We start from the raw sequence: 24,104 nt of genomic DNA on the forward strand, positions 1-24,104 counted from the left end.
CGGTAGCATCAAGCACCGGCCCGGACGGGGGAGAAGACGCCGACCCCTGAGCCGTGTCCGCCATGGGGCACCCCGTTCGCCGGTCCACGCAGCCGGAGGTGCCCATGAGTGCGGAGGCCACGAACCCTGCGAGCCCAGGCGCGGTGACGGGCCCCGCGACAGGCCCGGTGGCGCCCGCGGCGCCGCGCCGCAGGTCGCTCCCCCGGATCGATCTGCGCCGACTGGGGCGCGCCGCGCTGCTCGGCTCCGCCACCCGCGATCGACTGCCCGACGCCATCGGCCACGTGGTCGACGCGCACCGCGCCCACCACCCCGACGCCGACCTGGAACCCCTGCGCCGCGCCTACGTACTCGCGGAGTCCTCGCACCGCGGCCAGATGCGCAAGAGCGGCGAGCCGTACATCACGCACCCGCTCGCCGTCACCCTGATCCTCGCCGAACTCGGGGCAGAAACCACCACGTTGACCGCCTCTCTCCTCCACGACACCGTCGAGGACACTGAGGTGACCCTCGATCAGGTCGGCGAGCAGTTCGGCGAGGAGGTCCGCTATCTCGTCGACGGCGTCACGAAGTTGGAGAAGGTCGACTACGGGGCGGCCGCCGAGCCCGAGACCTTCCGCAAGATGCTCGTCGCCACCGGAAACGACGTCCGCGTGATGTCGATCAAACTCGCCGACCGGCTGCACAACATGCGCACGCTCGGCGTGATGCGCCCCGAGAAACAGGCCCGGATCGCGAAGGTCACCCGGGACGTTCTCATTCCGCTCGCCGAACGGCTCGGTGTCCAGGCGCTCAAGACCGAACTCGAGGACCTGGTGTTCGCCATCCTCCACCCCGAGGAGTACGAACACACCCGGGAGTTGATCGTCGAGAACGCGGCGCGCCCCGACGACCCCCTCGCCGAGATCGCCGACGAGATGCGCAGCGTGCTGCGCGAGGCCGGCATCCAGGCCGAAGTCCTCATCCGGCCCCGGCACTTCGTCTCCCTGCACCGCGTCTCCCGCAAGCGCGGCCGACTGCGCGGCACCGACTTCGGCCGCATCCTGGTCCTGGTGAACGAGGACGCCGACTGCTACGGCGTCCTGGGCGAACTGCACACCTGTATGACGCCCGTCGTATCGGAGTTCAAGGACTTCATCGCCGTACCGAAGTTCAACCTGTACCAGTCGCTGCACACCGCAGTCGCCCTTCCCCGGGCCCGACCGGACTCGCCGGGGGGCACCGCCATGGACCGTCAGGTCGTCGAGGTCCTCATCCGCACCCACCAGATGCACAAGGTCGCCGAGGCCGGCGTCGTGGCGCTCGGCAATCCCTACGCTCCTCCTTCGGAGGAGCAGTCCCCGGCCGACGGCGAGCGCGTCGACCCCACCCGGCCCGGCTGGCTCTCCCGCCTCCTCGACTGGCAGCAGTCCGCACCCGACCCCGACACCTTCTGGTCCACCCTGCGCGAGGACCTCGCCCAGGACCGCGAGATCACCGTCTTCCGCCCCGACGGCGGCACGCTCGGCCTGCCCGAGGGCGCCACCTGCGTGGACGCCGCGTACGCGCAGTACGGCGAGGACGCGCACGCATGCATCGGCGCGCGGGTCAACGGCCGCCTGGCGACGCTGAGCACGGTCCTGAAGGATGGCGACACAGTCCAACTCCTCATGGGCCAGGACCCCGCCTCCGAGCCCTCCCGGGAGTGGCTGGAGCACGCACACACGCCCGCCGCCCGCATCGCCATCCAGCGCTGGCTCGCGACCCATCCGGCGCCCGCCGCAGCGGACGCCGAGACGCCGACCCGGACACCCCCCGTCGCCGAAGCCGCCCCCCGGCGTGCCGTCGACGGTCCCGCACCGCGCACCGCAGCCGACGCCGTCGTCGTCGACCGGCCCGGCGCGAGCGTGCGACTCGCCGGCTGCTGTACGCCCGTACCGCCCGACGAGGTCACCGCGTTCGTCGTGCGCGGGGGAGCGGTGACCGTGCACCGCGTCGGGTGTGCCGCGGTGGCCCGGATGAAGAGTGCGGGGCGCGCCGAGGTCGGCGTGCGCTGGGGAGACACCGCGGAGTGCCGCGTCACCCTCGTCGCCGAATCGTTCGGCCGACCGCATCTCCTCGCCGACCTCACCGAGGCCATCGCTCTCGAGGGCGCCGAGATCGTCTCGGCCACCGTCGAACCCCCGAGCCAGCAGCGTGTCCGCCACACGTACACGCTCCTGCTCGCGGACGCGGCCCAGCTGCCCTCCCTCATGCGCGCGATGCGCAATGTGCCGGGGGTGTACGACGTGAGCCGGGCGCAGCATCACGCGCCGACGTGGTGAGGCTCGCGGGGCGTGCACGGCGTGAGCTGCCGCGCCCGAGCCGTCCCGACGCCCCTTGAGTCACGTACAGGGCCCGTTCGGGTGGGCCCTGGCGCGCGTCGTTGCCGTGCGGTACGGGCGTGCTGGTAGCCGTGGGGTCCATGCTGCTCACCACCCCTGACAGGGCTTCCCTGTCCGGCGCCGCCGCGCCCCGACCTCGCACCAGGCCCACCAAGGCCACCCGAGGTGTCAAGGCGGCGCTGCTCGCCTCCGCCGTGTCCGTGTGCCTCGTCGCCGCGAGCACCCCGCCGACCCCGCTGGGCGTCGGCGACCGTCTCTTCCCGCACCTGGGGAACCCGGGGTACGACGTGGCGTCGTACGACCTCTCCCTCACCTACTCCGGCAGCAATGACAAGCCCCTCCAGGCGGTCACCACGATCGACGCCTGGACCACCGCCCCGCTGGAGCACGTCAACCTCGACTTCGCCCGCGGTGCGGTCCGCTCGGTCGAGATCGACGGTGAGCCGGCCACGTACGCGGCGGCCGGCGAGGACCTCGTGGTCACGCCGGAGAAGCCGTTGCCCGGGGGGCAGTGGATGCGGATCACGGTCCGGCACACCAGCGACCCCGTGCCCGTCGGCGGCCGGGAGGGCGGCTGGGTGCGCACCGCCGACGGACTCGTCATGGCCAACCAGGCCGACGCCGCCCACCTGGTGTTCCCGAGCAACGACCACCCCTCCGACAAGGCACTGTTCACCATCCGGGTCACCGCGCCCAAGGGCTTCACGGCCGTCGCCAACGGCCTGCCCACCAGCGTGGAACGGGCCGGCGCCGCGACCAGATGGACGTACCGGACCCAGCACCCCATGGCCACCGAACTCGCCCAGGTCTCCATCGGCCGCTCCACGGTGCTGCACCGCAAGGGCCCGCACGGACTGCCCGTCCGGGACGTCGTGCCCGCCGAGCACAAGGCGTCCCTCGAACCGTGGCTGAAGAAGACCCCCGACCAGATCGCCTGGATGGAGAGCAAGGTCGGCCGCTACCCCTTCGAGACGTACGGCGTCCTCGCGGCCGACGCCTCCACGGGCTTCGAACTCGAGACGCAGACGCTCTCTCTCTTCGAGAGAGAGCTCTTCACCGATCCGGCCTTCCCCAAGTGGTACGTCGACTCGATCATGGTCCATGAACTGGCCCACCAGTGGTTCGGCAACAGCGTCGGTCCGCGCACCTGGTCCGAGCTGTGGCTCAACGAGGGGCACGCGACCTGGTACGAGGCGCTCTACGCGGAGGAGAAGTCGGGCAAGTCCCTGGAAGCGCGGATGCGGGCGGCGTACGGCGCCTCCGACCGCTGGCGCGCGTCCGGCGGCCCGCCCGCCGCCCCGAAGGCGCCCGAACCCGGCAGCCGGCTGGGCATCTTCCGGCCGATCGTCTACGACGGAGCCGCCCTGGTCCTCTACGCCCTCCGCCAGGAGATCGGACGTCCCGCCTTCGAGCGCCTGGAACGAGCCTGGGTCAGCCGCCACAAGGACGCCACGGCGACCACCGCCGACTTCGTGGCCCTCGCCTCCCACACCGCCGGACGCGACCTGAGCGGCTTCTTCCAGAAGTGGCTCTACGGCAAGAAAACCCCGCCGATGCCGGGTCACCCGGACTGGAAGCAGACTGCGGCCCCGAAGGCGGCACCCTCGGCCCCGACGGCGGCCCGCACGGCCCCGGAATAAGACGGTGACGAGACGGGGCGTGCCGTGCGACCATCGTCAGGTCGGCGGCACGGTCCACCACCTCACGCCACGGGCACGGGTCACGGGAATCTCCCGGGGTACTCATGCGTTGTGGAGAGTGACGGACCGACTCCGAAGCTTCTGCTTCCGCCCCGTCGCCGCACAAGGATTCCGCATCGACGTAAGGACCCAATGACCTCCTCTTCTTCCTTTTCCCAGGACACCAAGCGCCTCGCGCACGACTACCCCGAAGGTCTTCGGGCCGATGCCCTGATGGAAGAGGACGTCGCCTGGAGCCACGAGATCGACGGAGAGCGGGACGGCGACCAGTTCGACCGCTCCGAGCGCGCGGCTCTGCGTCGCGTCGCGGGCCTCTCCACCGAGCTCGAGGACGTCACCGAGGTCGAGTACCGCCAGCTCCGTCTGGAGCGCGTCGTGCTCGTCGGCGTCTGGACCTCGGGGACCGTGCAGGACGCGGAGAACTCCCTCGCGGAGCTCGCCGCCCTCGCGGAGACGGCGGGGGCGCTCGTGCTCGACGGCGTGGTCCAGCGCCGCGACAAGCCCGACGCGGCGACCTACATCGGTTCCGGCAAGGCCGAGGAGCTGCGCGACATCGTGCTCGAAACCGGCGCGGACACCGTCATCTGCGACGGTGAGCTCAGCCCGGGCCAGCTCATCCACCTCGAGGACGTCGTCAAGGTCAAGGTCATCGACCGTACGGCCCTGATCCTGGACATCTTCGCCCAGCACGCCAAGTCCCGAGAGGGCAAGGCGCAGGTCGCGCTCGCGCAGATGCAGTACATGCTGCCGAGGCTCCGCGGCTGGGGTCAGTCGCTGTCCCGGCAGATGGGCGGCGGCAAGGGCGGCGGTCTCGCCACCCGTGGCCCCGGTGAGACCAAGATCGAGACGGACCGGCGCCGGATCCGCGAGAAGATGGCGAAGATGCGCCGGGAGATCGCGGAGATGAAGACCGGCCGCGAGATCAAGCGCCAGGAGCGCAAGCGCCACAAGGTGCCCTCGGTCGCCATCGCGGGCTACACCAACGCAGGCAAGTCCTCGCTGCTCAACCGCCTCACCGGGGCCGGCGTCCTGGTCGAGAACGCCCTGTTCGCGACCCTGGACCCGACCGTCCGCCGCGCCGAGACGCCGAGCGGTCGGCTGTACACGCTGGCCGACACGGTCGGTTTTGTACGGCACCTGCCGCACCACCTGGTCGAGGCGTTCCGTTCCACGATGGAGGAGGTCGGCGAGTCCGACCTGATCCTGCATGTGGTGGATGGTTCGCACCCGACTCCGGAAGAGCAGCTGGCGGCCGTGCGCGAGGTGATCAGGGATGTCGGCGCCACCGACGTACCCGAGATCGTCGTGATCAACAAGGCCGACGCGGCCGATCCGCTGACGCTCCAGCGGCTGCTTCGGATCGAGAAGCGTTCCATCGCCGTCTCGGCCCGCACCGGTCTGGGCATCGCCGAGCTGCTCGCGCTGATCGACAACGAGCTGCCGCGGCCGTCCGTCGAGATCGAGGCGCTGGTGCCGTACACGCACGGCAAGCTCGTCGCCCGTGCACACGACGAGGGCGAGGTGCTCTCCGAGGAGCACACCCCGGAGGGCACCCTGCTCAAGGTGCGGGTGCATGAGGAACTGGCGGCCGAGCTCGCGCCGTACGTTCCGGCGCCGACCGCCTGAGCCGGTGTAGCGCTGACGGACTGAAACGGATGGGCCCGCCCCTGGTGTGAGGGGCGGGCCTTCGTCATGGGCGCGTCACCGACCGCCGTATGTCTCGCTCATGTTCTCGTACAGCGACTGGGCGTCCCGCCCGAGCTGCGGGCCGGCGAGCCAGGTGTTGTCGGCCGGGCCGATCGACGTGTTGGAGACCAGCTTGGTCTCGCCGTCCACTACCCGGAACCAGCCGCCGCCGGACGAGCCGCCGGTCATGGTGCAGCCGATGCGGTACATCGTCGGCAGGGACGGGCTGAGCGAGAACCGGCCCGGCTCGTCGATGCACTTGAACATCTTCAGACCGTTGTACGGCGGAGCCGCCGGGTAGCCCCAGGCGCCCATCTCCCTGGCCTCGGCCGCGGACGGGGCGGAGAAGTCCACGTCCAGTGCCGCGCCGACCGTCTCCTCCAGGGACTTGGCGCCCTGCTCCGGCTGCACGTGCAGCACGGAGTAGTCGTACGCCGCGCCCGCGCCGCCGGTCTCCGAGCCACCCTCGATCCAGCCGTTCGATGTGGACGCCCAGTCCGCCCACCAGTTGCCGTACGGGGCGATCTCCGTGGCGTTCGCGCTGCCCAGCTCGGCCTCGGACTTGCCGAGGTCGTTGTAGGCCGGGACGAACACGATGTTGCGGTACCAGCCGCCCTTCTTGCCGGCGTGCACGCAGTGGCCAGCTGTCCAGACGAGGTTGGACTTGCCCGGATGGTTCACGTCCTTGATGACCGTGCCGGAGCAGACGCTGGGGCCTTCGGGCGAGTCGAAGAAGACCTTGCCGACCGGCGCCGCGTTCTGGTGGTACGGCGTCTTCTCGGCCGTGGCCTCCACGGGCGCGGGCTCGGGGTCGCTGACGCCCTGGCCGGCCGACGCGTCCTTCGTGGAGACCGTCTTGTCGGCCTCCTTGGCGGACTGCATCCGCTCGGGCTTCCAGAGGCCCTCGATCACTGGGTTGACGAAGTCCTTGGCTTCACTGAGCCACTTGTCCTTGTCCCAGTCCTGCCAGCCGCCGTCCTTCCAGTCGTCGACATCGATGCCGTGCTCCTTGAGCCGGTCGGCGATGTCGGACGGGATCCGGACCCCGCCGTCGGCGTTGCCACCCGCCTGGGAGGCGGTGGCGCCGGGCTCACCGCCCGCCGTGTCCTCCCCTGAACCGCCGCAGGCGGTCGCGGTGAGCGCCAGGGCGGCGACCAGGCCGCCGGCGGCGAGGAGCGTGCGACGCCGACCGCGTCGGGGAGAGGCGGGCGTACGTGTGGAACGCATGGTGCGATGACCCCCGTTGAAACGTGCGTGTGTCATGTGCTTGTCATGCCGACGGGGATCTTCCTCGTCGGCAACACCCCACTATGCCCGTGGGGTTGAGGGTGAACGGCGGTGGGACGGTGAAGGTTTCCCGTACGCCGTCCACCGCCGTCCGCGCTACGAGGCCGTCACCGGCCCGCGAACTTCCCGCTGACCGCGTCGAACACGCCCTTGGCCTCCTCGCCCAGCCGCGGTCCCGCCAGCCAGCCCGAACTCACCGGACCGATCGAGGTGTTGGACACCAGAGCGGGCTTGCCGTCCGATCCGGTCGCGACCCAGCCACCGCCGGACGAGCCGCCGGTCATCGTGCAGCCGATGCGGTACATCGTCGGGTCCGCCGCGTTCACCGACAGGCGTCCCGGCTTGTCCTGGCACTGGTACAGCGTCTGGCCGTCGTACGGCGCCGCCGCCGGGTAGCCCGTCGCGGTCATGCTGTCCACATCCGGCGCGGCCGGGGCCGTGAAGTCCACCGGGAGGGCCGAACCCACCGCCTCCTCCAGGGACTTGCCGCCGCTGCCCTCCTCCGGCGTCACATGAAGGACGGCGAAGTCGTACGCGGCTCCGTCCCCGCCCGTCGCACCGCCCTGTTCGATCCACTGGTCCGAGGTCTGCACCCAGTCGGCCCACCAGACACCGTACGGAGCGACCTCCTCCTTGGTGGCGCTCTGCAGCTCCGCAGCCGACATGGCCGCATCGTTGTACGACGGCACGAACGCGATGTTGCGGTACCAGCCGCCCTTCTTGCCGGCGTGCACGCAGTGACCCGCCGTCCACACCAGGTTCGACTTGCCCGGGTTGGCCGGGTCCTCGACGACCGTCGCCGAGCAGACCATCGTGCCTTCGGGCGCGTCGAAGAGCAGCTTCCCCGCCTCGGGCGCGTTGTCGTGGTACTTGGCCGGCACGGCCTCCGCCTCGACCGGCGCCGGCGTCGGGTCGGTCACGCCCTGGTCACCGGAGAGGTCGCCCTCGTCGACGCCCTGGTCCGGCTCCTCGGCCTCGCGCATCCGGTCCGGGTTCCACAGGTCCTCGATGATCGGGTTGATGAAGTCCTCGGCCTCGCGCAGCCAGTCGTCCTTGTCCCAGTTCTTCCAGGCACCGTTCTGCCACTTGTCGAGGTCGATCCCGTGTTCCCTGAGCTGGTCCTTGATGTCGTCCGGGATCGTGATCCCGCCGTCGCCTTCGGCCGTCGCCGAGGCCGACGCCTCACCATCCGCCGCGGGGTCGCCCGACTCGCAGGCGGTGGCCGTGAGCACGAGCGCTGAGGCCAGCGCAACGGCGGCCAGGGCGGGGGAGGTTCCGCGGCGCGTGCTCCCCTCCCGGCGAGCGGTGAACGACGGCCGTATGGATCGCATGGTGTTACTCCCCCTGGTGGTGAAAGGAATCGGCGCTGCGGCCGCGATCCCGGACCGAACTCACGCCGAGCTCAGGCCGATCTCACGGCTCTCTGGGAATGGCACCCCACACTATGCGCTCGCAGTGGGGGACTTCCGACGGAACGGCAACGGTTTCGCTACGGGCTGTCTGATCTGGCGATTTACCCAGAAAGCTGCCGAACTTGTAGGTCTTGCCGTCCTGCAGCTGCCCGACCGGGACGGTGGCGGAGGCGGGCTCGCCGGAGTCGACGAAGTCGGACACGATCAGGTCCTCGCCGGCCGGAGTGGTGATCGGCGTGTTGGTGGCGGTGTCGTAGGCCTGGAAGGTGCCGTTGACCTTGTCGCCGTCCGGGTCGGTGAAGGTGTCCCGCAGGTCGGGATGGTGGTGTTGACGGCCCACACACCGGCGTACGACTTGAACGGCGCACCGGCCTGCCGGTTCGTGCCGTCGGACGGCCGGTAGTTGTAGGTGACGCTCAGCTTGGGCTGATCGGCCGTCGCGTTGGTGGAGTTGACCCGCTTCCACGCCCTGCACGTCGTCGGTCGCGGCGCGCAGACCCATGTGACCCCGGGTCGCCTTGGCCGACGCCCACGTCTGCACGAGCTGGTCGACGTCGGCGTTGATCCAGCCGTCGGGCTGGGTGGCGGCACAGTCCGGGTTGCCCTTGGTCTGCGTGGAGGAGTGGTACTCCTTGTTCCACGCGGGCTGCGACGTCCAGCGCGAAGACCTCGACGGCGCACCGGTGTCCCAGACGGTCCACTTCTGCGCGGTGCAGTCGGGGGTGTTGCCGGAGTGGAAGTTCCACAGCGCCAGGTTGGTGTCGACGATCAGCGCGTCCTGGACCGGTGTGGTGTTCCACGTGATGAAGGAGCGCGCGGTGCGCGGCGTGCCGTCGGCGTTCTTGGTGCCCAGGTTGCCGAAGTCGAGTTCGACGTCGGTGGACCAGTCGATGGTCTCGCCCTGCTGCACGTACGTGTCGAAGGTGTTGGACAGGGCAGAGGTGGACGGGTCCCCGGTGACCGGGAACTTCGTCGCCGGTCCGCGAGGAACTTCGCCGACGGGGTGCCACCACCAGATCGACCTCGCCCGCGCCCTTGTCGACCACCTTCATGTCGACGCGGGCCCGATGGGTGTGCTCGCCCGAGACCTTGTCCACGGCGGCGTCCCACATCACCGGGGCAGGCATGGTGGCCCGCGCGGCACCGGTCTTCGCGTCCCGGAAGGTGACCGAACCGTCCTTGTTGGCCTTGGCCTTCAGCCCCTTCGCCTTGACCGGAAGGGTGTAGGAGTAGGCGCCGGAGGGCCGTTCGCCGATCTCGACGAACTGCTCGAAGCCGGAACGGGTGGCCTCGACGATCACGTCTGCGCCAGGCACCGCGTTCTTGTACCGGGCGCGGGTGCCGTCCTGAGTGCTGCTGATTTGACGTTCCCTTTGGGCCGCTCGTGTCGGGGCGCGTCGACCGCCGTTGATGTCAACGTCCAGCCGCAAGGCGGAGGAGGCGTCGACGCGATAGGGGTCCCCGCTCGAGCGAAGTCAAGAGGGGGGGAGTCGGCGACCGACGACAACGTGGCAGATGGCGTGCCAGACCCCGCATCTGCGACCTGATCCGGCGGCCAGGCCCTCGTCCTCGTGGGGCCGAGCCGCCTGAGCTGTGGCTGCGCAGATGAAGGATCTTGAAGCAAGCCGTAACCCGGTGGCGGGGCCGCGGTTGGTAGCGGTGGGGAGGGGAGCGGGGTTGGTCCGGTGCGCCTGGGATGCAAGGTCGGCCTCGGGGCGATGCCGCCTGGTCCCCGAGGGTGCGTCCCGGTTCTGGGGTGGGACGGACAGGGCCGGTGTGCTGTCGGGCGTGGGACTGGTCGGGCCGGTCGCTGTTCGACGAGCGCCGGGGGCCGTTTCCCGCTGGGCGAGGCGGGAGCGGGCTCAGGAAAGCGAAGGGGGCGTTCGAGGGCCGGATGAGGAGAACGCGAGATCAACTCGTCGCCCTACCGCGGGAGGACAGGGAGTCATGGCCGTGACCGAGGGAACCCTGCACCGCCAGCCGGCGTGCGAGTCGGCAGCGCGGACCTATCCCCGTGCCCTGCCGATCGTGCCGGTGCGGGCGCGCGGGCTGACCATCGAGGGCGCGGACGGGCGCCGCTACCTGGACGGCCTCTCGGGCGCCGGAACTCTTCCCCGGGGACACAACCATCCTGTCGTCCTCGAGGCGATCCGCAAGGTCCTCGACTCGGGTGCACCGCTGAACGTCCCCGATCTCGAGACCCCCGTCGAGGACGGCTTCGTCACGGAGCTGGTACGCACCCTGCCGCCCGGGTTCGCCGAACGCGCGCGCGTTCAGGTCTGCGGACCGGCTGCCACGGACGCGGTGGAAGCCGCATGCGCACTGGTACGGGCCGCGACCGGGCGGACCGACATCCTCGCTCTCACCAGTGGCCAGCAAGCACTGACTCCCGGCACCCTCTGCTCCGCCGAGGCCGCCGAGAACCCCGGCGACGCCCGAGCCATACGAGGTGCGTGCCCGCCCTTTCCGCAGGACCACCGCCTTCCGTTCGACGTCAGCGGCCCACACGGCACCGAACATCCCGCCCGATGGATCCGGGCCCTCCTCGACGACCCCTCGTCGGGGGCGCCCAGCCCCGCCGGAATGCTCCTTGAACCCGTCCAGGACGAGGGCGGGTTGATCCCCGCGCCGGACGCCTGGATGCGAGCGGTGCGGGAGATCACCGACGTCCTCACGGCGGCGTCCCGCGGTAGCACCCGTCAACGCCTGGGTGACCCCATGCCCCACGCGCACCACCCGCTCCACAGCCACCCCGATCACGCCGAGCAGGCTCGGTAACGGGAGCGCCGATGCAGCTGTGCACGACGCCGATGCACCTGCGTACCCACGCACGCCCGCGCCCCAGCACCGCCTGCTCCTCCCACACGAACCAGAACGACCTCGCGAGGAACCGACGTGACCACCGCACCCACACCTGACGGCCGCCTCCGCACCCCCGCGCGGCGCGGGACGCAGACCCCGGCTGTGCCGACGAGCCCAAGTCTCCCTGGACAGCACGGCGGTGCTCAGGAAACCCAGCAGCAACACGACCACACCACCGACCTTCTGGACCACCCCGACGCTGACACCGCGGCCCAGGCGGCGTCGGTGGAGAACCTGCTGCGCTGCTGGGTGCGCGAAACCGGCCTCGCAGCTCCCGACCACGACACCCTCCGTATTCCCTTGCCTGCCAGCGGTACCTTTCTGCTCGTCCCGGTGCACTACTGGTCACCGACGGGCTGGCACCGCTTCGGCCTGCCGTATCTCGCTGACGCACACCAACCGGCCCCGCCTCTCGACGCGGTCACCATCGCAGCCCTGCTGGCCCGGGAGTCGATCGGGGGCCAGCCCTCGAAGCGCACATCCCCGGGAACGGGGACCGGCACGCCCGCCGCACCACCCGCCTCCATCCCCACAACCATCTCCGCACTTCCCACCCCCGTTTCCGCCTCCACACCCACCGAGGGCACCGATCTCGTCGCACGCGTCGCCGACTCCGTCCGCCGCGTCGTCACCTTCATCAGCGATCGCAGACAGGACCCCGCCGACAGGCCCGACCTCTTCCTGGCAGCCGAACAGGCACTCCTGCTCGGACATCCCCTGCACCCGACCCCGAAGAGCCGCGAAGGCCTCACCGAAGTCGAAGCACGGCTGTACTCACCCGAGTTGCGCGGCTCCTTCCCCCTCCACTGGATCGCTGCCGCTCCGTCCGTACTCGCCGGTGACTCGGCCTGGACCGAGCGCGGCCGTCCGGTTTCCGCTCCCCAGCTCACGACCCGCCTTGCCGGAGCCGACCTGCCACTGCCCGACGGCTATGCCGCCCTGCCGCTGCATCCCTGGCAGATGCGCGAGATCCGGCACCGCCACGACATCGCGGCCCTGCTCGACGTGGGACTGCTCCGGGACCTGGGGACGCACGGTTCCCCTTGGCATGCCACCTCCTCTGTCCGAACCGTCTACCAGTCACACGCCCCAGCCATGCTCAAGCTGTCCGTGGGACTACGCATCACCAACTCCCGCCGCGAGAACCTCCGCAAGGAACTCCACCGGGGTGTCGAGGTCCACCGCCTGCTGCGCAGCGGCCTCTCCCAGCAGTGGCGGGCCGCACATCCGTACTTCGACATCGTCCGCGACCCGGCCTGGCTCGCCGTCGACGCACCGGACGGCAGTCCCGTGCACGGGCTCGACGTGATGATCCGGCACAACCCGGTCACCCCGTCGGACGACGTCTCCTGCGTCGCTGGACTCGTCGCACCTCGACCACACGCCCAGCCAGACTGCGCCGGCCATCCGCAGTGCGTCACGCCGCCGATGCGGTCCAGACTGGCCGACCTCGTCATGCGGATCGCAGCCCGGACCGGCCGGTCGCGTGGAGCGGTAGCGGCCGAGTGGTTCCTGCGTTACCTCGAACAGGTCGCCCGTCCCGTGCTGTGGATGGACGGCGAGGCGGGGATCGCCCTCGAAGCCCACCAGCAGAACACGCTGCTCGTGCTGGACGACGACGGGTGGCCGGCGGGCGGCCGTTACCGCGACAACCAGGGCTACTACTTCCGTGAGTCCTGGCGTGCCGAGCTGGAGGCCCGGCTGCCGGGCATCGGAGTGCGCAGCGACACCTTCGTGTCGGACGAGACCACCGACGAGCGCTTCGCGTACTACCTGGCGATCAACAACGTGCTCGGCCTCATCGGTGCGTTCGGATCACAGCGACTCGCTGACGAAACCCTGCTTCTTGCCGCCTTCCGGCGCTTCCTCGAAAACGCTGCTTCCGGCCCCGACCGGCTGCGCTCCTCGCTTCCCGCCCGGCTTCTCGACTCATCCGTCCTGCGCTGCAAGGCCAACCTACTGACCCGGCTGCACGGCCTCGACGAACTCGTTGGCCCGGTGGACACCCAGTCCATCTACGTCACCATCGCCAACCCCCTGCGTTCCTGACCATTCATGCCTGACCACCGACGCGCCCGTGCCCGACCACTGCCCGAACCCCGGTCAGCTCCGATCACTGCCACTGCCTTCATCCACGAGGAAGACGCCCCCGCCTCCTGAGAGGAGCCTCTCGTGCCTCCGACCGACGCCAGCGCCGACGCTGGTGCCGCACCCGTCACCGACCGGGACCCCGGCGCCGACATGAGCACCGGCAAGCCTGCGGACGCGGATGGCGAGGACACTTTGGACCTCAGCCTCCCTGCAGAACTCATCTCGCTCCTCGCCAAGGAGAGGACCGACGCAGACAGGGGCGATGTCCGAGGGATGGCGCGGCACACAGCAGTCACCACTGCTCTCCGCGACGATCTGCTCGACCACGTGGGCGATTGGGGACCCACCGACACACCCGCGGGTGTTTTCCAGCTCGTCCCCGTGCGGGTCGAACGGGATCTGCCGCTCATCGGCCGCTGGATGAACGACCCCGCCGTAGCCGCGTTCTGGGAGCTGGCCGGGCCCCCGAACGTGACTGAGGATCATATGCGTTCCCAATTGGCCGACGACGGACGCAGCGTCCCATGCCTTGGTGTGCTGGACGGCACGCCGATGAGCTACTGGGAGATCTACCGGGCCGACCTCGACTCGCTCGCCCGTTACTACCCTGCCCGGCCTCATGACACCGGTATCCACCTCCTGATCGGTGATGTCGCCGACCGTGGGCAGGGCATCGGCCGCATGCTGCTCAGAGCAGTCGCCGACCTCGTTCTTGTCAAACGGCCCGCCTGCGCACGTGTCGTTGCGGAACCCGACATTCGCAACACCCCCTCCGTGGCTGCCTTCCTCAGCGCCGGTTTCCGGTTCGCCGCCGAGGTGGACATGCCTGCCAAACGGGCCGCTCTCATGGTTCGAGACCGGTCCCTGCGTGATCTGCTGTAGCGCTGTGCGATGGCGTCATCACTTTTGGTACACCGCCCGCCGCGATTCGGTTCCCACTCGATCCGAACTCGTTCGAGCCCAGATGGAAGCCCCCGTGTCTCCCCACCGAGGCCACACACCGATCCCAAAGCGACCTCGGGTCCGACCGGCCGGCCCCGGATGTCGCAGCCAACCGGACCCCAACCGAACCCAACCGTTCCGAACCGATCCCAGCCCGGAAACCCAACGCATTGGCCCCACCCGTCACCCCCGCCGCGATCACCCGTTTGTCAGTCCCGGGCCGTAGGGTGGACGAGCTATGACGAAGCCCTCACTCCCCGAACTCCTGCATGCCGCCGTCACAGCCGTCGGCGGGACGGAGCGCCCCGGCCAGGTGACCATGGCCGAAGCCGTCGCGGAGGCGATCGACGACGGTTCGCATCTGCTGATCCAGGCCGGCACCGGTACTGGCAAGTCGCTGGGCTATCTCGTGCCTGCGCTCGCGCACGGGGAGCGGGTGGTGGTGGCGACCGCAACCATCGCGCTGCAGCGCCAACTGGTGCAGCGGGACCTGCCGCGCACGGTGGAGGCGCTGCACCCGCTGCTGCGCCGCCGCCCGGAGTTCGCGATGCTGAAGGGCAGGTCGAACTACCTCTGCCTGCACCGCCTTCACGAGGGCGTCCCGCAGGACGAGGAGGAGGGCCTCTTCGACCAGTTCGAGGCGGCAGCGCCCACCAGCAAGCTGGGTCAGGATCTGCTGAGGTTGCGCGACTGGTCTGACGAGACCGAGACCGGTGACCGTGACGACCTCACACCTGGTGTCTCCGACCGCGCCTGGGCCCAGGTGTCTGTCTCGTCGCGGGAGTGTCTGGGCGCCTCGAAGTGCGCGTACGGCGCCGAGTGCTTCGCCGAGATGGCCCGCGAGCGCGCCAAGCTCTCCGATGTCGTCGTCACCAACCACGCTCTGCTCGCCATCGACGCCATCGAGGGCGCCCCGGTCCTTCCGCAGCACGAGGTGCTGATCGTGGACGAGGCGCACGAGCTGGTCTCGCGGGTCACCGGCGCCGCCACGGGTGAGCTCACCCCGGGCCAGGTCAACCGCGCGGTGCGGCGCGCCGCGAAGCTCGTCAACGAGAAGGCCGCCGACCAGTTGCAGACCGCCGCCGAAGGCTTCGAGCGGTTGATGGAGCTTGCCCTGCCCGGGCGCCTGGAAGAGATCCCGGAGGACCTCGGATACGCCTTGACGGCGCTGCGCGACGCCTGTCGTACGGTCATTTCCGCCATCGGCGCGACCCGCGACAAATCCGTGCAGGACGAGGACGCCGTCCGCAAGCAGGCGCTGGCTTCGGTGGAGACGGTGCACGACGTGGCGGAGCGCATCACGCACGGATCGGAGTGGGACGTCGTCTGGTACGAGCGCCACGACCGCTTCGGCGCCTCTCTGCGCGTCGCCCCCATGTCCGTCTCCGGCCTGCTGCGCGAGAAGCTCTTCACGGACCGCTCCGTCGTCCTCGCCTCGGCGACCCTGAAGCTGGGCGGCGACTTCAACGGTGTCGGCGCCTCCCTGGGACTCGCCCCCGAGGGCACCGAGGGCGAAGACCTCCCGCAATGGAAGGGGGTCGACGTCGGTTCGCCCTTCGACTATCCCAAGCAGGGCATCCTGTACGTCGCCAAGCACCTGTCCCGCCCCGCGCGGGACGGTGACCGGGCGGACATGCTCGATGAGCTGACGGAGCTCGTCCAGGCGGCCGGCGGGCGCACCCTCGGTCTGTTCTCGTCGATGAGGGCCGCTCAGCTGGCCGCCGAGGAGCTGCGTTCCCGCATCCCCGAGTTCCCGATTCTCCTTCAGGGCGAGGAGACCCTGGGCGAGCTGATCAAGAACTTCGCGGCCGATCCGAAGACGTGTCTCTTCGGCACGCTGTCGCTCTGGCAGGGCGTGGACGTCCCCGGCCCCAGCTGTCAGCTGGTCGTCATGGACAAGATCCCGTTCCCGCGGCCGGACGACCCGCTGATGAGTGCCCGCCAGAAGGCGGTGGAGGACGCAGGCGGCAACGGCTTCATGGCAGTGGCGGCCACGCACGCGGCGCTGCTCATGGCCCAGGGCGCCGGTCGCCTCGTACGAGCGTCGGGAGACCGTGGTGTGGTCGCCGTGCTCGACCAGCGTCTGGCCACGGCTCGCTACGGGAGCTATCTGAAGGCGTCACTGCCCGACTTCTGGTACACGACGGACCGTCAGCAGGTCCGGAAGTCGCTGGCCGCGATCGACGCGGCGGCGAAGCAGGCGGAAGTGACGTGACGAGTGATGGCAGGTCGGTCGGCCTCCTCGCGCGACGAGGCCGACTAGCCCGCCATCCAAGTCCATCCGGCGACTGGGCCCGCACAGCACAGGACCCCGGAACCGGCGCAGGGGTCCCGGGGCCCGGTCAGGGGAGGGCGGTCGTGACATGGCCGCCCTTGGCCAGCGTCACACCCGCCGCAGCACCGCGACCACCTTGCCCAGAATGGTCGCGTCGTCGCCGGGGATCGGCTCGTACGCGGAGTTGTGCGGGAGGAGCCAGACGTGGCCGTCCTCGCGCTTGAAGCGCTTGACTGTGGCCTCGCCGTCGAGCATCGCGGCCACGATGTCACCGTTTTCGGCGACCGGCTGGCGGCGCACCGTGACCCAGTCGCCGTCGCAGATCGCGGCCTCGATCATGGAGTCACCGACAACCTTCAGAACGAACAGCTCGCCGTCGCCGACCAGCTGCCGAGGAAGGGGAAAAACATCCTCGACCGACTCCTCGGCGAGAATCGGGCCACCGGCAGCGATGCGGCCGACCAGCGGAACGTATGACGCGGCGGGCTTGCCCGCGGTGTCGGTGGGCTGCACGGAGGCGGCCTGGTCGGAGCCGCGGACCTCGTACGCACGCGGACGGTGCGGATCGCGGCGCAAGAAGCCCTTGCGCTCCAGTGCCATCAGCTGGTGTGCGACGGAGGACGTGCTGGACAGGCCGACCGCCTGACCGATCTCCCGCATCGACGGCGGGTAGCCGCGCCGCTGCACGGAGTCCCTGATGACCTCGATCACCCGGCGCTGCCGGTCGGTGAGCCCTGAGCTGTCCGCCCGGATGCCTGGAGGTCGGCCCGGCAGGGAGCGCTTGGGCCCCTCGGGATTCGTGGCTTCGTTCATCGCATGCACCGGCTCGAGTCGGCCCTGGGAGCGGTCCTGGGCAGTGATGGTGGCACTGTCTGCGGTGGTGGTCACGTCGGCCCCTCTCGATGGTCTCCCTGCAGCACAACGGTAGTTGCTTTCGAAAGGTTGCGCCAAACACACGTTCGAGTGAAAAAACGCGAATCGCTGGACGCGATCAGATGCCTGGGTGTATGGCTAACGCGGTGCCCTGCGGACAAAAGCGCCCATTGTTGTACTCTTCACCGCCGGGTGGTGCCCTCGTGGGGTGTGGTCCAGTCTGCCATCCGGCGCCCCGTCAACCGGGTACCTGCCCCCGTCTGCGCGGGAGTCCCACGGCTTCTCCCTGTGGCGCCCACCGTATCTCCCCATGGGCTGCCGCGATACGTTTGCGCGGCTCCGTGGTCGGCGTGGCGCACACGCCGCGTGGCGCGTGATGATTCCGCGCCCGACACGCGTGACCGGGGTCGATGTAAGAGCCAATCCCCACATCTAGTGGTTGGATAGCAGTAGCGGCCCAGAAGTTGTGGTCCCCCCGGTCTTCGGGCCTCTACTGATCGCCTATGCTTGTGGTCGCTTCGAGGGGCCCAAGGGCCTGCTGAGGCTATTGAGTCTGCTGTGAGGAGGGTTGGGAGTTCATGCACTGCCCCTTCTGCAGGCACCCCGACAGCCGTGTCGTCGACAGTCGTACGACCGACGACGGCACGTCGATCCGCCGGCGCCGCCAGTGCCCTGACTGCTCCCGTCGTTTCACGACCGTGGAGACGTGCTCGCTCATGGTGGTCAAGCGGTCCGGAGTCACCGAGCCTTTCAGTCGTACCAAGGTCATCAATGGCGTGCGCAAGGCATGCCAGGGACGGCCTGTCACCGAGGACGCACTCGCCCAGCTCGGCCAGCGGGTCGAGGAGGCGGTACGCGCCACCGGGAGCGCCGAGCTGACCACCCATGACGTGGGGCTGGCCATACTCGGCCCACTGCAGGAGCTCGACCTCGTCGCCTACCTGCGATTCGCGTCCGTCTACCGGGCGTTCGAGTCGCTGGAGGACTTCGAGGCGGCGATCACGGAACTCAGGGAAAAGCCGGAACACCCCGCCGCGGACGACGAAGACGGCGGCCGGGGGAGCCAGGAAGACGATCGCGGGTCCGGGGGGACTGCTCAGGTCCTCGAGCCCGCAGCCGCCGCCGACTGATCGACGGGGCCGGTCCCGGACATGGCTCCGGATCCGGCCGGTCGGCGGCGATGAAGGCCTGTTGCGGGCGGCAGCGCGAGGACCCGCAACACAAGACAGAACACCGTGCCACGGGAACATCGTGGCACTTCAGGGCGTTTTAGCCCGTACAGGGAGGCGGCATGACAGAGACGGCGAGCGGTCCGGCACGGAGTTCCCGCGCCAAGGGCGCCAAGGCGACCAAGGGGCTGCGTATCGAGCGCATCCACACCACCCCCGGCGTACACCCGTACGACGAGGTGGCCTGGGAGCGCCGTGACGTCGTCATGACCAACTGGCGCGACGGCTCGGTCAACTTCGAGCAGCGTGGCGTCGAGTTCCCCGACTTCTGGTCGGTGAACGCGGTCAACATCGTCACCAGCAAGTACTTCCGCGGTGCCGTCGGCACCCCGCAGCGCGAGACCAGCCTCAAGCAGCTGATCGACCGCATCGTGAAGACGTACCGGAAGGCCGGCGAGGACTATAAGTACTTCGCCTCGCCCGCCGACGCCGAGATCTTCGAGCACGAGCTGGCGTACGCCCTCCTGCACCAGATCTTCAGCTTCAACAGCCCCGTGTGGTTCAACGTCGGCACGCCCCAGCCGCAGCAGGTCTCGGCCTGCTTCATCCTGTCCGTCGACGATTCCATGGAGTCGATCCTCGACTGGTACAAGGAAGAGGGCATGATCTTCAAGGGCGGCTCCGGTGCCGGCCTGAACCTCTCCCGCATCCGCTCCTCCAAGGAACTGCTCTCCTCTGGCGGCAACGCCTCCGGCCCGGTCTCCTTCATGCGCGGTGCCGACGCCTCTGCAGGAACGATCAAGTCCGGTGGCGCCACCCGCCGGGCCGCCAAGATGGTCATCCTCGACGTCGACCACCCCGACATCGAGGACTTCATCGAGACCAAGGTCAAGGAAGAGGAGAAGATCCGCGCCCTGCGCGACGCGGGCTTCGACATGGACCTCGGTGGCGACGACATCACGTCCGTCCAGTACCAGAACGCCAACAACTCGGTCCGAGTGAACGACGAGTTCATGAAGGCGGTCGAGCAGGGCGGCAAGTTCGGCCTCCGCGCGCGGATGACCGGCGAGGTCATCGAAGAGGTCGACGCCAAGTCCCTGTTCCGCAAGATGGCCGAAGCCGCCTGGGCCTGTGCCGACCCGGGCATCCAGTACGACGACACCATCAACCACTGGCACACCTGCCCGGAGTCCGGCCGTATCAACGGCTCGAACCCCTGCAGCGAGTACATGCACCTGGACAACACGTCCTGCAACCTCGCCTCGCTGAACCTGATGAAGTTCCTCAAGGACGACGGCAAGGGCAACCAGTCCTTCGAGGCCGAGCGCTTCGCCAAGGTTGTCGAGCTCGTCATCACGGCGATGGACATCTCCATCTGCTTCGCGGACTTCCCGACCCAGAAGATCGGCGAGAACACGCGCGCGTTCCGCCAGCTCGGCATCGGCTACGCCAACCTCGGCGCCATGCTGATGGCGACCGGCCACGCCTATGACTCCGACGGCGGCCGCGCCCTGGCCGGTGCCGTCACGTCCCTCATGACCGGTACGGCCTACCGCCGCTCCGCCGAGCTCGCCGCGGTTGTCGGCCCGTATGACGGCTACGCCCGCAACGCGTCCGCGCACAACCGCGTCATGAAGCAGCACGCCGACGCGAACGCCGCGGCTGTCCGCATGGACGATCTGGACACGCCGGTCTGGGCCGCCGCCACGGAGGCCTGGCAGGACGTGCTGAGCCTCGGTGAGAAGAACGGGTTCCGAAACTCCCAGGCGTCCGTGATCGCCCCGACCGGCACCATCGGCCTGGCGATGTCCTGCGACACCACCGGCCTCGAGCCTGACCTCGCCCTGGTCAAGTTCAAGAAGCTGGTCGGCGGCGGCTCGATGCAGATCGTCAACGGCACCGTCCCGCAGGCCCTGCGCCGTCTGGGCTACCAGGAGGAGCAGATCGAGGCGATCGTCGCCCACATCGCCGAGCACGGCAACGTGATCGACGCCCCCGGCCTCAAGCACGAGCACTACGAGGTGTTCGACTGCGCCATGGGCGAGCGGGCCATCTCCCCGATGGGCCACGTCCGCATGATGGCCGCGATCCAGCCGTGGATCTCCGGAGCCCTGTCCAAGACGGTCAACATGCCGGAGTCGGCGACCGTCGAGGAGGTCGAGGAGATCTACTTCGAGGCCTGGAAGATGGGCATCAAGGCCCTGGCGATCTACCGCGACAACTGCAAGGTAGGCCAGCCGCTCTCCGCCAAGACCAAGGAGAAGGAGAAGGCCGAGATCACGGAGAAGGCCGAGGCCACGATCCGTGAGACGGTCGAGAAGGTCGTCGAGTACCGCCCGGTCCGCAAGCGCCTCCCCAAGGGCCGCCCTGGTATCACCACGTCCTTCACGGTCGGCGGCGCCGAGGGCTACATGACCGCCAACTCCTACCCGGACGACGGTCTCGGCGAGGTCTTCCTGAAGATGTCCAAGCAGGGATCGACCCTCGCAGGCATGATGGACGCCTTCTCCATCGCCGTCTCGGTGGGCCTGCAGTACGGCGTGCCGCTGGAGACGTACGTCTCGAAGTTCACGAACATGCGCTTCGAGCCGGCCGGTATGACGGACGACCCGGACGTGCGGATGGCCCAGTCGATCGTCGACTACATCTTCCGCCGCCTGGCGCTCGACTTCCTGCCCTTCGAGACGCGTTCCGCGCTCGGCATCCACTCCGCCGAGGAGCGCCAGCGTCACCTGGAGACCGGTTCGTACGAGCCGCTGGAGGAGGACGTCGACGTCGAGGGTCTGGCCCAGTCGGCGCCGCGCGCCCAGGAGCTCAAGGCCGTCGCCACGCCGAAGGCCGACATCGAGGCGGCCAAGCCGGCTCCGAAGCAGGCCCACACCAGCGCCGAGCTGGTGGAGATGCAGCTGGGCATTCAGGCCGACGCCCCGCTGTGCTTCTCCTGCGGTACGAAGATGCAGCGGGCCGGCTCCTGCTACATCTGCGAGGGCTGCGGCTCGACCAGCGGCTGCAGCTGAAGTCTGAGCGGAATCGCATGGGTTGCAGCACTCGACGTAGCGCCTGTACGCCGTTGATCAGCGCCTGGTGAGTCTGGTGAAGGGGACCAACCACTGGTTGGTCCCCTTCACTGCGTCGAGGCGACCAGGCGCTGCATACCGTACGTCTGGCACCAGCCATGAAGGACGCCCGGGTGGTCAAGGGTGAGGGGCGTCCGCCGGACCTGGCGGGCGCCCCTCGTCTTCCTGCGGTCGGCTGAAGAGGCGTCAGGGCTTGAGGGGCGCGCCCATCGTCCTCGTGAAGGTGGCCGGATCGTCCTCGAAGCCATGGACTCCGGCGTGGAAATCCCACACGCGCGTGTCGTTGCGTACGAACTCGGCGACCTTGGCCGCCGTGGAACCAAGGACCTCTCCGAAGTCGTCCACGGCCAGGTCGGTGTAGCCCTCACGGATCCGCAGGGCCGGGTTGATCACGCTGACGAAGGTCCGGCGTGCCGGACGCTGCTGGATGATGATGCCGACCACCACGCGCGCGTAGCGGGCATCGAGCCGGTCGAGCTCCACGGTCAGGACCTCGTCCCAGCCGAAGCCCTTGCCGTCCTTGCTGTCCCGGTTGAGGTAGATGGTGCCGTCCGGGGAGCGGCTGTCGAAGTGCACCACATAGGCGGGATCGCCGTACGGGTCGCTCGCCAGGTAGGTGGCGGCGACTATGTCCATGTCGGTGGGTGGCTGCCCCACTGGACTCGGGTCCCACTTCAGCGCGATCTCGACCTTGTGGATTCCCTTGCTGATGCCGTTCATCAGTCGTCCCCCTTCCCCGAGTGCCCGCAGCCTGAACTGCGGGGCGGCCAAAGCCGGTTGTTCATCCTGCCACGCGCGCGGAGAAGCGTGCGCGGTTCCTGATCCGCGCGAGGGTGACCGGCGCCACGCTCCGTGGCCTTACGATGGCGCGGTGCTGGTCAAGTGGATTCGCTGCACCGTGGTGGACCGCCGCGGGTTCGAGCGGGGGCAGCGAAAGTGGGCGGGGCTTCTGGGGGAGCCGGGATTTCGGGGACAGGGCGGGGGCTGGAGCCGGGGGCGGCCTGCGGTGGCCCACATTTTCGCGTTCTGGGAAAGCCGTGCCTTCTACGACTCGTTCATGGCCCGCTCCCACGACCGGCTTGCGGCGGCTCAGTCGGGAACGTTCAAGGACGCCCAGGTCAGGTTGTTCGACTACCGCTTCGATGTGAAGACCGGCTTCGAACCACGCTTCACGGACGCTGACCTGATCCGGGTGGCCCTCTGCCGTGTCCGCAAGGAGCGCGTCGAGAACTTCACGCTGATGCAGGAGAAGGTCTGGAACCCCGCGATGGCCGGCTCGCCCGGGATGATCCGTGGGCTGTTCGCCGAGGCGCCGGGGCACGAGTTCATGGTTCTGTCGATGTGGCGGTCGGCCGCCGAGCACGGCAAGTACCGCACCGAGCGCGTGGAACGCCTCGCTCTGCGGGCCCAGACGGAAGCGGACGTCGCCGCGCTCACGGGCGACATCGTGGAGCTGGAACCGTCCTGGACGGTTTGATTTCTGGACGCGCCAATCGTGCGCCCTGTGTGGCGCATGGTGCGGGAACTGTGTGACCTACGCCGTATGGTGCCCGTCCGAGTGCTCGGCATGCCGTCACCCGATCTAGTGTTTTGGCATGGCACGACCACGGCGCATCGTCCTTGTCCGGCACGGCGAGTCAACGGGCAATGTTGATGACTCCGTGTACGAGCGTGAGCCCGACCACGCGCTGGCCCTGACCGAGCGGGGCTGGCGGCAGGCCGAGGAGACGGGTAAGCGGCTTCGCGAGCTGTTCGGGCGCGAACGCGTCAGCGTGTACGTCTCCCCGTACCGCCGGACGCACGAGACACTCCGTGCCTTCCACCTCGACCCGGACCTCATACGCGTGCGGGAGGAGCCCCGGCTGCGCGAGCAGGACTGGGGAAACTGGCAGGACTGCGACGACGTACGGCAGCAGAAGGCCTACCGCGATGCGTACGGGCACTTCTTCTACCGCTTCGCACAGGGTGAGAGCGGCGCAGACGTGTACGACCGGGTCGGCGGTTTCCTGGAGAGCCTGTACCGCAGTTTCGAGGCCCCCGACCATCCACCGAACGTGCTGCTCGTGACGCACGGCCTGGCCATGCGGCTGTTCTGCATGCGCTGGTTCCACTGGACGGTCGCGGAGTTCGAGTCGCTGTCGAATCCCGGGAACGGGGAGATGCGGATGCTTGTTCTGGGGGACGACGGCAAGTACGTGCTTGACCGGCCGTTCGAACGCTGGCGAGATCCGGAGCCGTACGGGCTCAACGGATAGACGCCTCACGGGCCTAATACTGCAGCCGCAGTTGCTGTGATCCGCGACTACCCGACCGATCGGGCACGCCTATTAACCCGCTGGAGCAAGTTGCTGCTACACAAGCTCGAAC

Annotated in this window: 14 protein-coding genes and 2 pseudogenes; 11 read left to right on the plus strand and 5 right to left on the minus strand. The window is 69.1% G+C overall.

The window, feature by feature from the left end:
* The first annotated feature begins 104 nt into the window (after positions 1 to 104).
* The 3 genes from ACFVJQ_RS35405 to hflX all read left to right on the plus strand — a co-directional run bounded on the left by ACFVJQ_RS35405 (position 105) and on the right by hflX (position 5,689).
* Positions 105 to 2,303, plus strand: coding sequence for a RelA/SpoT family protein (locus tag ACFVJQ_RS35405; protein ID WP_385514790.1), 2,199 nt, complete (start codon positions 105 to 107; stop codon positions 2,301 to 2,303).
* A 140-nt stretch (positions 2,304 to 2,443) separates the two neighbouring features.
* The gene (locus ACFVJQ_RS35410) at positions 2,444 to 4,003 is read left to right on the plus strand and encodes a M1 family metallopeptidase (RefSeq protein ID WP_385789760.1); all 1,560 of its coding nucleotides are present in this window, start codon (positions 2,444 to 2,446) and stop codon (positions 4,001 to 4,003) included.
* Between the two features lie 192 nt (positions 4,004 to 4,195).
* Positions 4,196 to 5,689: a GTPase HflX gene (gene hflX / locus ACFVJQ_RS35415; RefSeq protein WP_385514789.1), complete on the plus strand. Its 1,494-nt coding sequence runs from the start codon at positions 4,196 to 4,198 to the stop codon at positions 5,687 to 5,689.
* A gap of 75 nt (positions 5,690 to 5,764) precedes the next feature.
* Here hflX and ACFVJQ_RS35420 read toward each other — a convergent pair whose 3' ends face one another.
* The 3 genes and pseudogenes from ACFVJQ_RS35420 to ACFVJQ_RS35430 form a co-directional block, all read right to left on the minus strand.
* Complete coding sequence (locus tag ACFVJQ_RS35420) at positions 5,765 to 6,976, minus strand: trypsin-like serine peptidase (RefSeq protein ID WP_385789750.1); 1,212 nt, start codon at positions 6,974 to 6,976, stop codon at positions 5,765 to 5,767.
* A gap of 167 nt (positions 6,977 to 7,143) precedes the next feature.
* On the minus strand, positions 7,144 to 8,367 hold the full coding sequence (locus tag ACFVJQ_RS35425; RefSeq protein ID WP_385789752.1) for a trypsin-like serine peptidase: 1,224 nt from the start codon (positions 8,365 to 8,367) through the stop codon (positions 7,144 to 7,146).
* Positions 8,368 to 8,566: 199 nt separating this feature from the next.
* Positions 8,567 to 9,794, minus strand: a pseudogene (locus ACFVJQ_RS35430) (DNRLRE domain-containing protein); the annotation flags it as partial.
* Positions 9,795 to 10,395: 601 nt separating this feature from the next.
* Between ACFVJQ_RS35430 and ACFVJQ_RS35435 the strand changes: the two are divergent.
* From ACFVJQ_RS35435 to ACFVJQ_RS35450, 4 genes and pseudogenes are all read left to right on the plus strand, one after another.
* Positions 10,396 to 11,112 (plus strand): annotated as a pseudogene (locus ACFVJQ_RS35435) (aminotransferase class III-fold pyridoxal phosphate-dependent enzyme); the annotation flags it as partial.
* Positions 11,113 to 11,343: 231 nt separating this feature from the next.
* The gene (locus ACFVJQ_RS35440; RefSeq protein WP_385789754.1) at positions 11,344 to 13,359 is read left to right on the plus strand and encodes an IucA/IucC family protein; all 2,016 of its coding nucleotides are present in this window, start codon (positions 11,344 to 11,346) and stop codon (positions 13,357 to 13,359) included.
* Between the two features lie 123 nt (positions 13,360 to 13,482).
* A complete protein-coding gene (locus ACFVJQ_RS35445; RefSeq protein WP_385514785.1) occupies positions 13,483 to 14,283 on the plus strand; it encodes a GNAT family N-acetyltransferase in 801 nt (266 codons plus the stop codon).
* 298 nt (positions 14,284 to 14,581) lie between these two features.
* Positions 14,582 to 16,558, plus strand: coding sequence for an ATP-dependent DNA helicase (locus ACFVJQ_RS35450; RefSeq protein WP_385514784.1), 1,977 nt, complete (start codon positions 14,582 to 14,584; stop codon positions 16,556 to 16,558).
* 168 nt (positions 16,559 to 16,726) lie between these two features.
* Here the strand turns inward: ACFVJQ_RS35450 and lexA are convergent, their stop codons facing one another.
* Positions 16,727 to 17,506: a transcriptional repressor LexA gene (gene lexA, locus ACFVJQ_RS35455; protein WP_129801080.1), complete on the minus strand. Its 780-nt coding sequence runs from the start codon at positions 17,504 to 17,506 to the stop codon at positions 16,727 to 16,729.
* A gap of 563 nt (positions 17,507 to 18,069) precedes the next feature.
* Here lexA and nrdR point away from each other — a divergent pair.
* Entirely contained in the window at positions 18,070 to 18,621 is a 552-nt protein-coding gene (gene nrdR / locus ACFVJQ_RS35460) for a transcriptional regulator NrdR (protein ID WP_385789757.1), read from the plus strand.
* 161 nt (positions 18,622 to 18,782) lie between these two features.
* Entirely contained in the window at positions 18,783 to 21,677 is a 2,895-nt protein-coding gene (locus ACFVJQ_RS35465; protein ID WP_385514782.1) for a vitamin B12-dependent ribonucleotide reductase, read from the plus strand.
* A 246-nt stretch (positions 21,678 to 21,923) separates the two neighbouring features.
* Here ACFVJQ_RS35465 and ACFVJQ_RS35470 read toward each other — a convergent pair whose 3' ends face one another.
* Entirely contained in the window at positions 21,924 to 22,457 is a 534-nt protein-coding gene (locus tag ACFVJQ_RS35470) for a TerD family protein (RefSeq protein ID WP_385514781.1), read from the minus strand.
* Between the two features lie 151 nt (positions 22,458 to 22,608).
* On the opposite strand from ACFVJQ_RS35470, the gene ACFVJQ_RS35475 reads away from it, so the two are divergent.
* Positions 22,609 to 23,214, plus strand: a complete 606-nt coding sequence (locus ACFVJQ_RS35475; protein ID WP_385514780.1) for a YdbC family protein — start codon at positions 22,609 to 22,611, stop codon at positions 23,212 to 23,214.
* A 118-nt stretch (positions 23,215 to 23,332) separates the two neighbouring features.
* The gene (locus ACFVJQ_RS35480; protein WP_385514779.1) at positions 23,333 to 23,992 is read left to right on the plus strand and encodes a histidine phosphatase family protein; all 660 of its coding nucleotides are present in this window, start codon (positions 23,333 to 23,335) and stop codon (positions 23,990 to 23,992) included.
* Positions 23,993 to 24,104 lie beyond the last annotated feature (112 nt).

The organism is Streptomyces sp. NPDC127197, assembly GCF_042672405.1.
Taxonomy (GTDB): domain Bacteria; phylum Actinomycetota; class Actinomycetes; order Streptomycetales; family Streptomycetaceae; genus Streptomyces; species Streptomyces flavusporus.

Coding starts and splice junctions, on each gene's coding strand:
- ACFVJQ_RS35425 (WP_385789752.1), bottom strand. CDS start 8,367: ATGCGATCCATACGGCCGTCGTTCACCGCTCGCCGGGAGGGGAGCACG.
- ACFVJQ_RS35420 (WP_385789750.1), bottom strand. CDS start 6,976: ATGCGTTCCACACGTACGCCCGCCTCTCCCCGACGCGGTCGGCGTCGC.
- nrdR (WP_385789757.1), top strand. CDS start 18,070: ATGCACTGCCCCTTCTGCAGGCACCCCGACAGCCGTGTCGTCGACAGT.
- hflX (WP_385514789.1), top strand. CDS start 4,196: ATGACCTCCTCTTCTTCCTTTTCCCAGGACACCAAGCGCCTCGCGCAC.
- ACFVJQ_RS35450 (WP_385514784.1), top strand. CDS start 14,582: ATGACGAAGCCCTCACTCCCCGAACTCCTGCATGCCGCCGTCACAGCC.
- ACFVJQ_RS35465 (WP_385514782.1), top strand. CDS start 18,783: ATGACAGAGACGGCGAGCGGTCCGGCACGGAGTTCCCGCGCCAAGGGC.
- ACFVJQ_RS35480 (WP_385514779.1), top strand. CDS start 23,333: ATGGCACGACCACGGCGCATCGTCCTTGTCCGGCACGGCGAGTCAACG.
- ACFVJQ_RS35470 (WP_385514781.1), bottom strand. CDS start 22,457: ATGAACGGCATCAGCAAGGGAATCCACAAGGTCGAGATCGCGCTGAAG.
- ACFVJQ_RS35405 (WP_385514790.1), top strand. CDS start 105: ATGAGTGCGGAGGCCACGAACCCTGCGAGCCCAGGCGCGGTGACGGGC.
- ACFVJQ_RS35410 (WP_385789760.1), top strand. CDS start 2,444: ATGCTGCTCACCACCCCTGACAGGGCTTCCCTGTCCGGCGCCGCCGCG.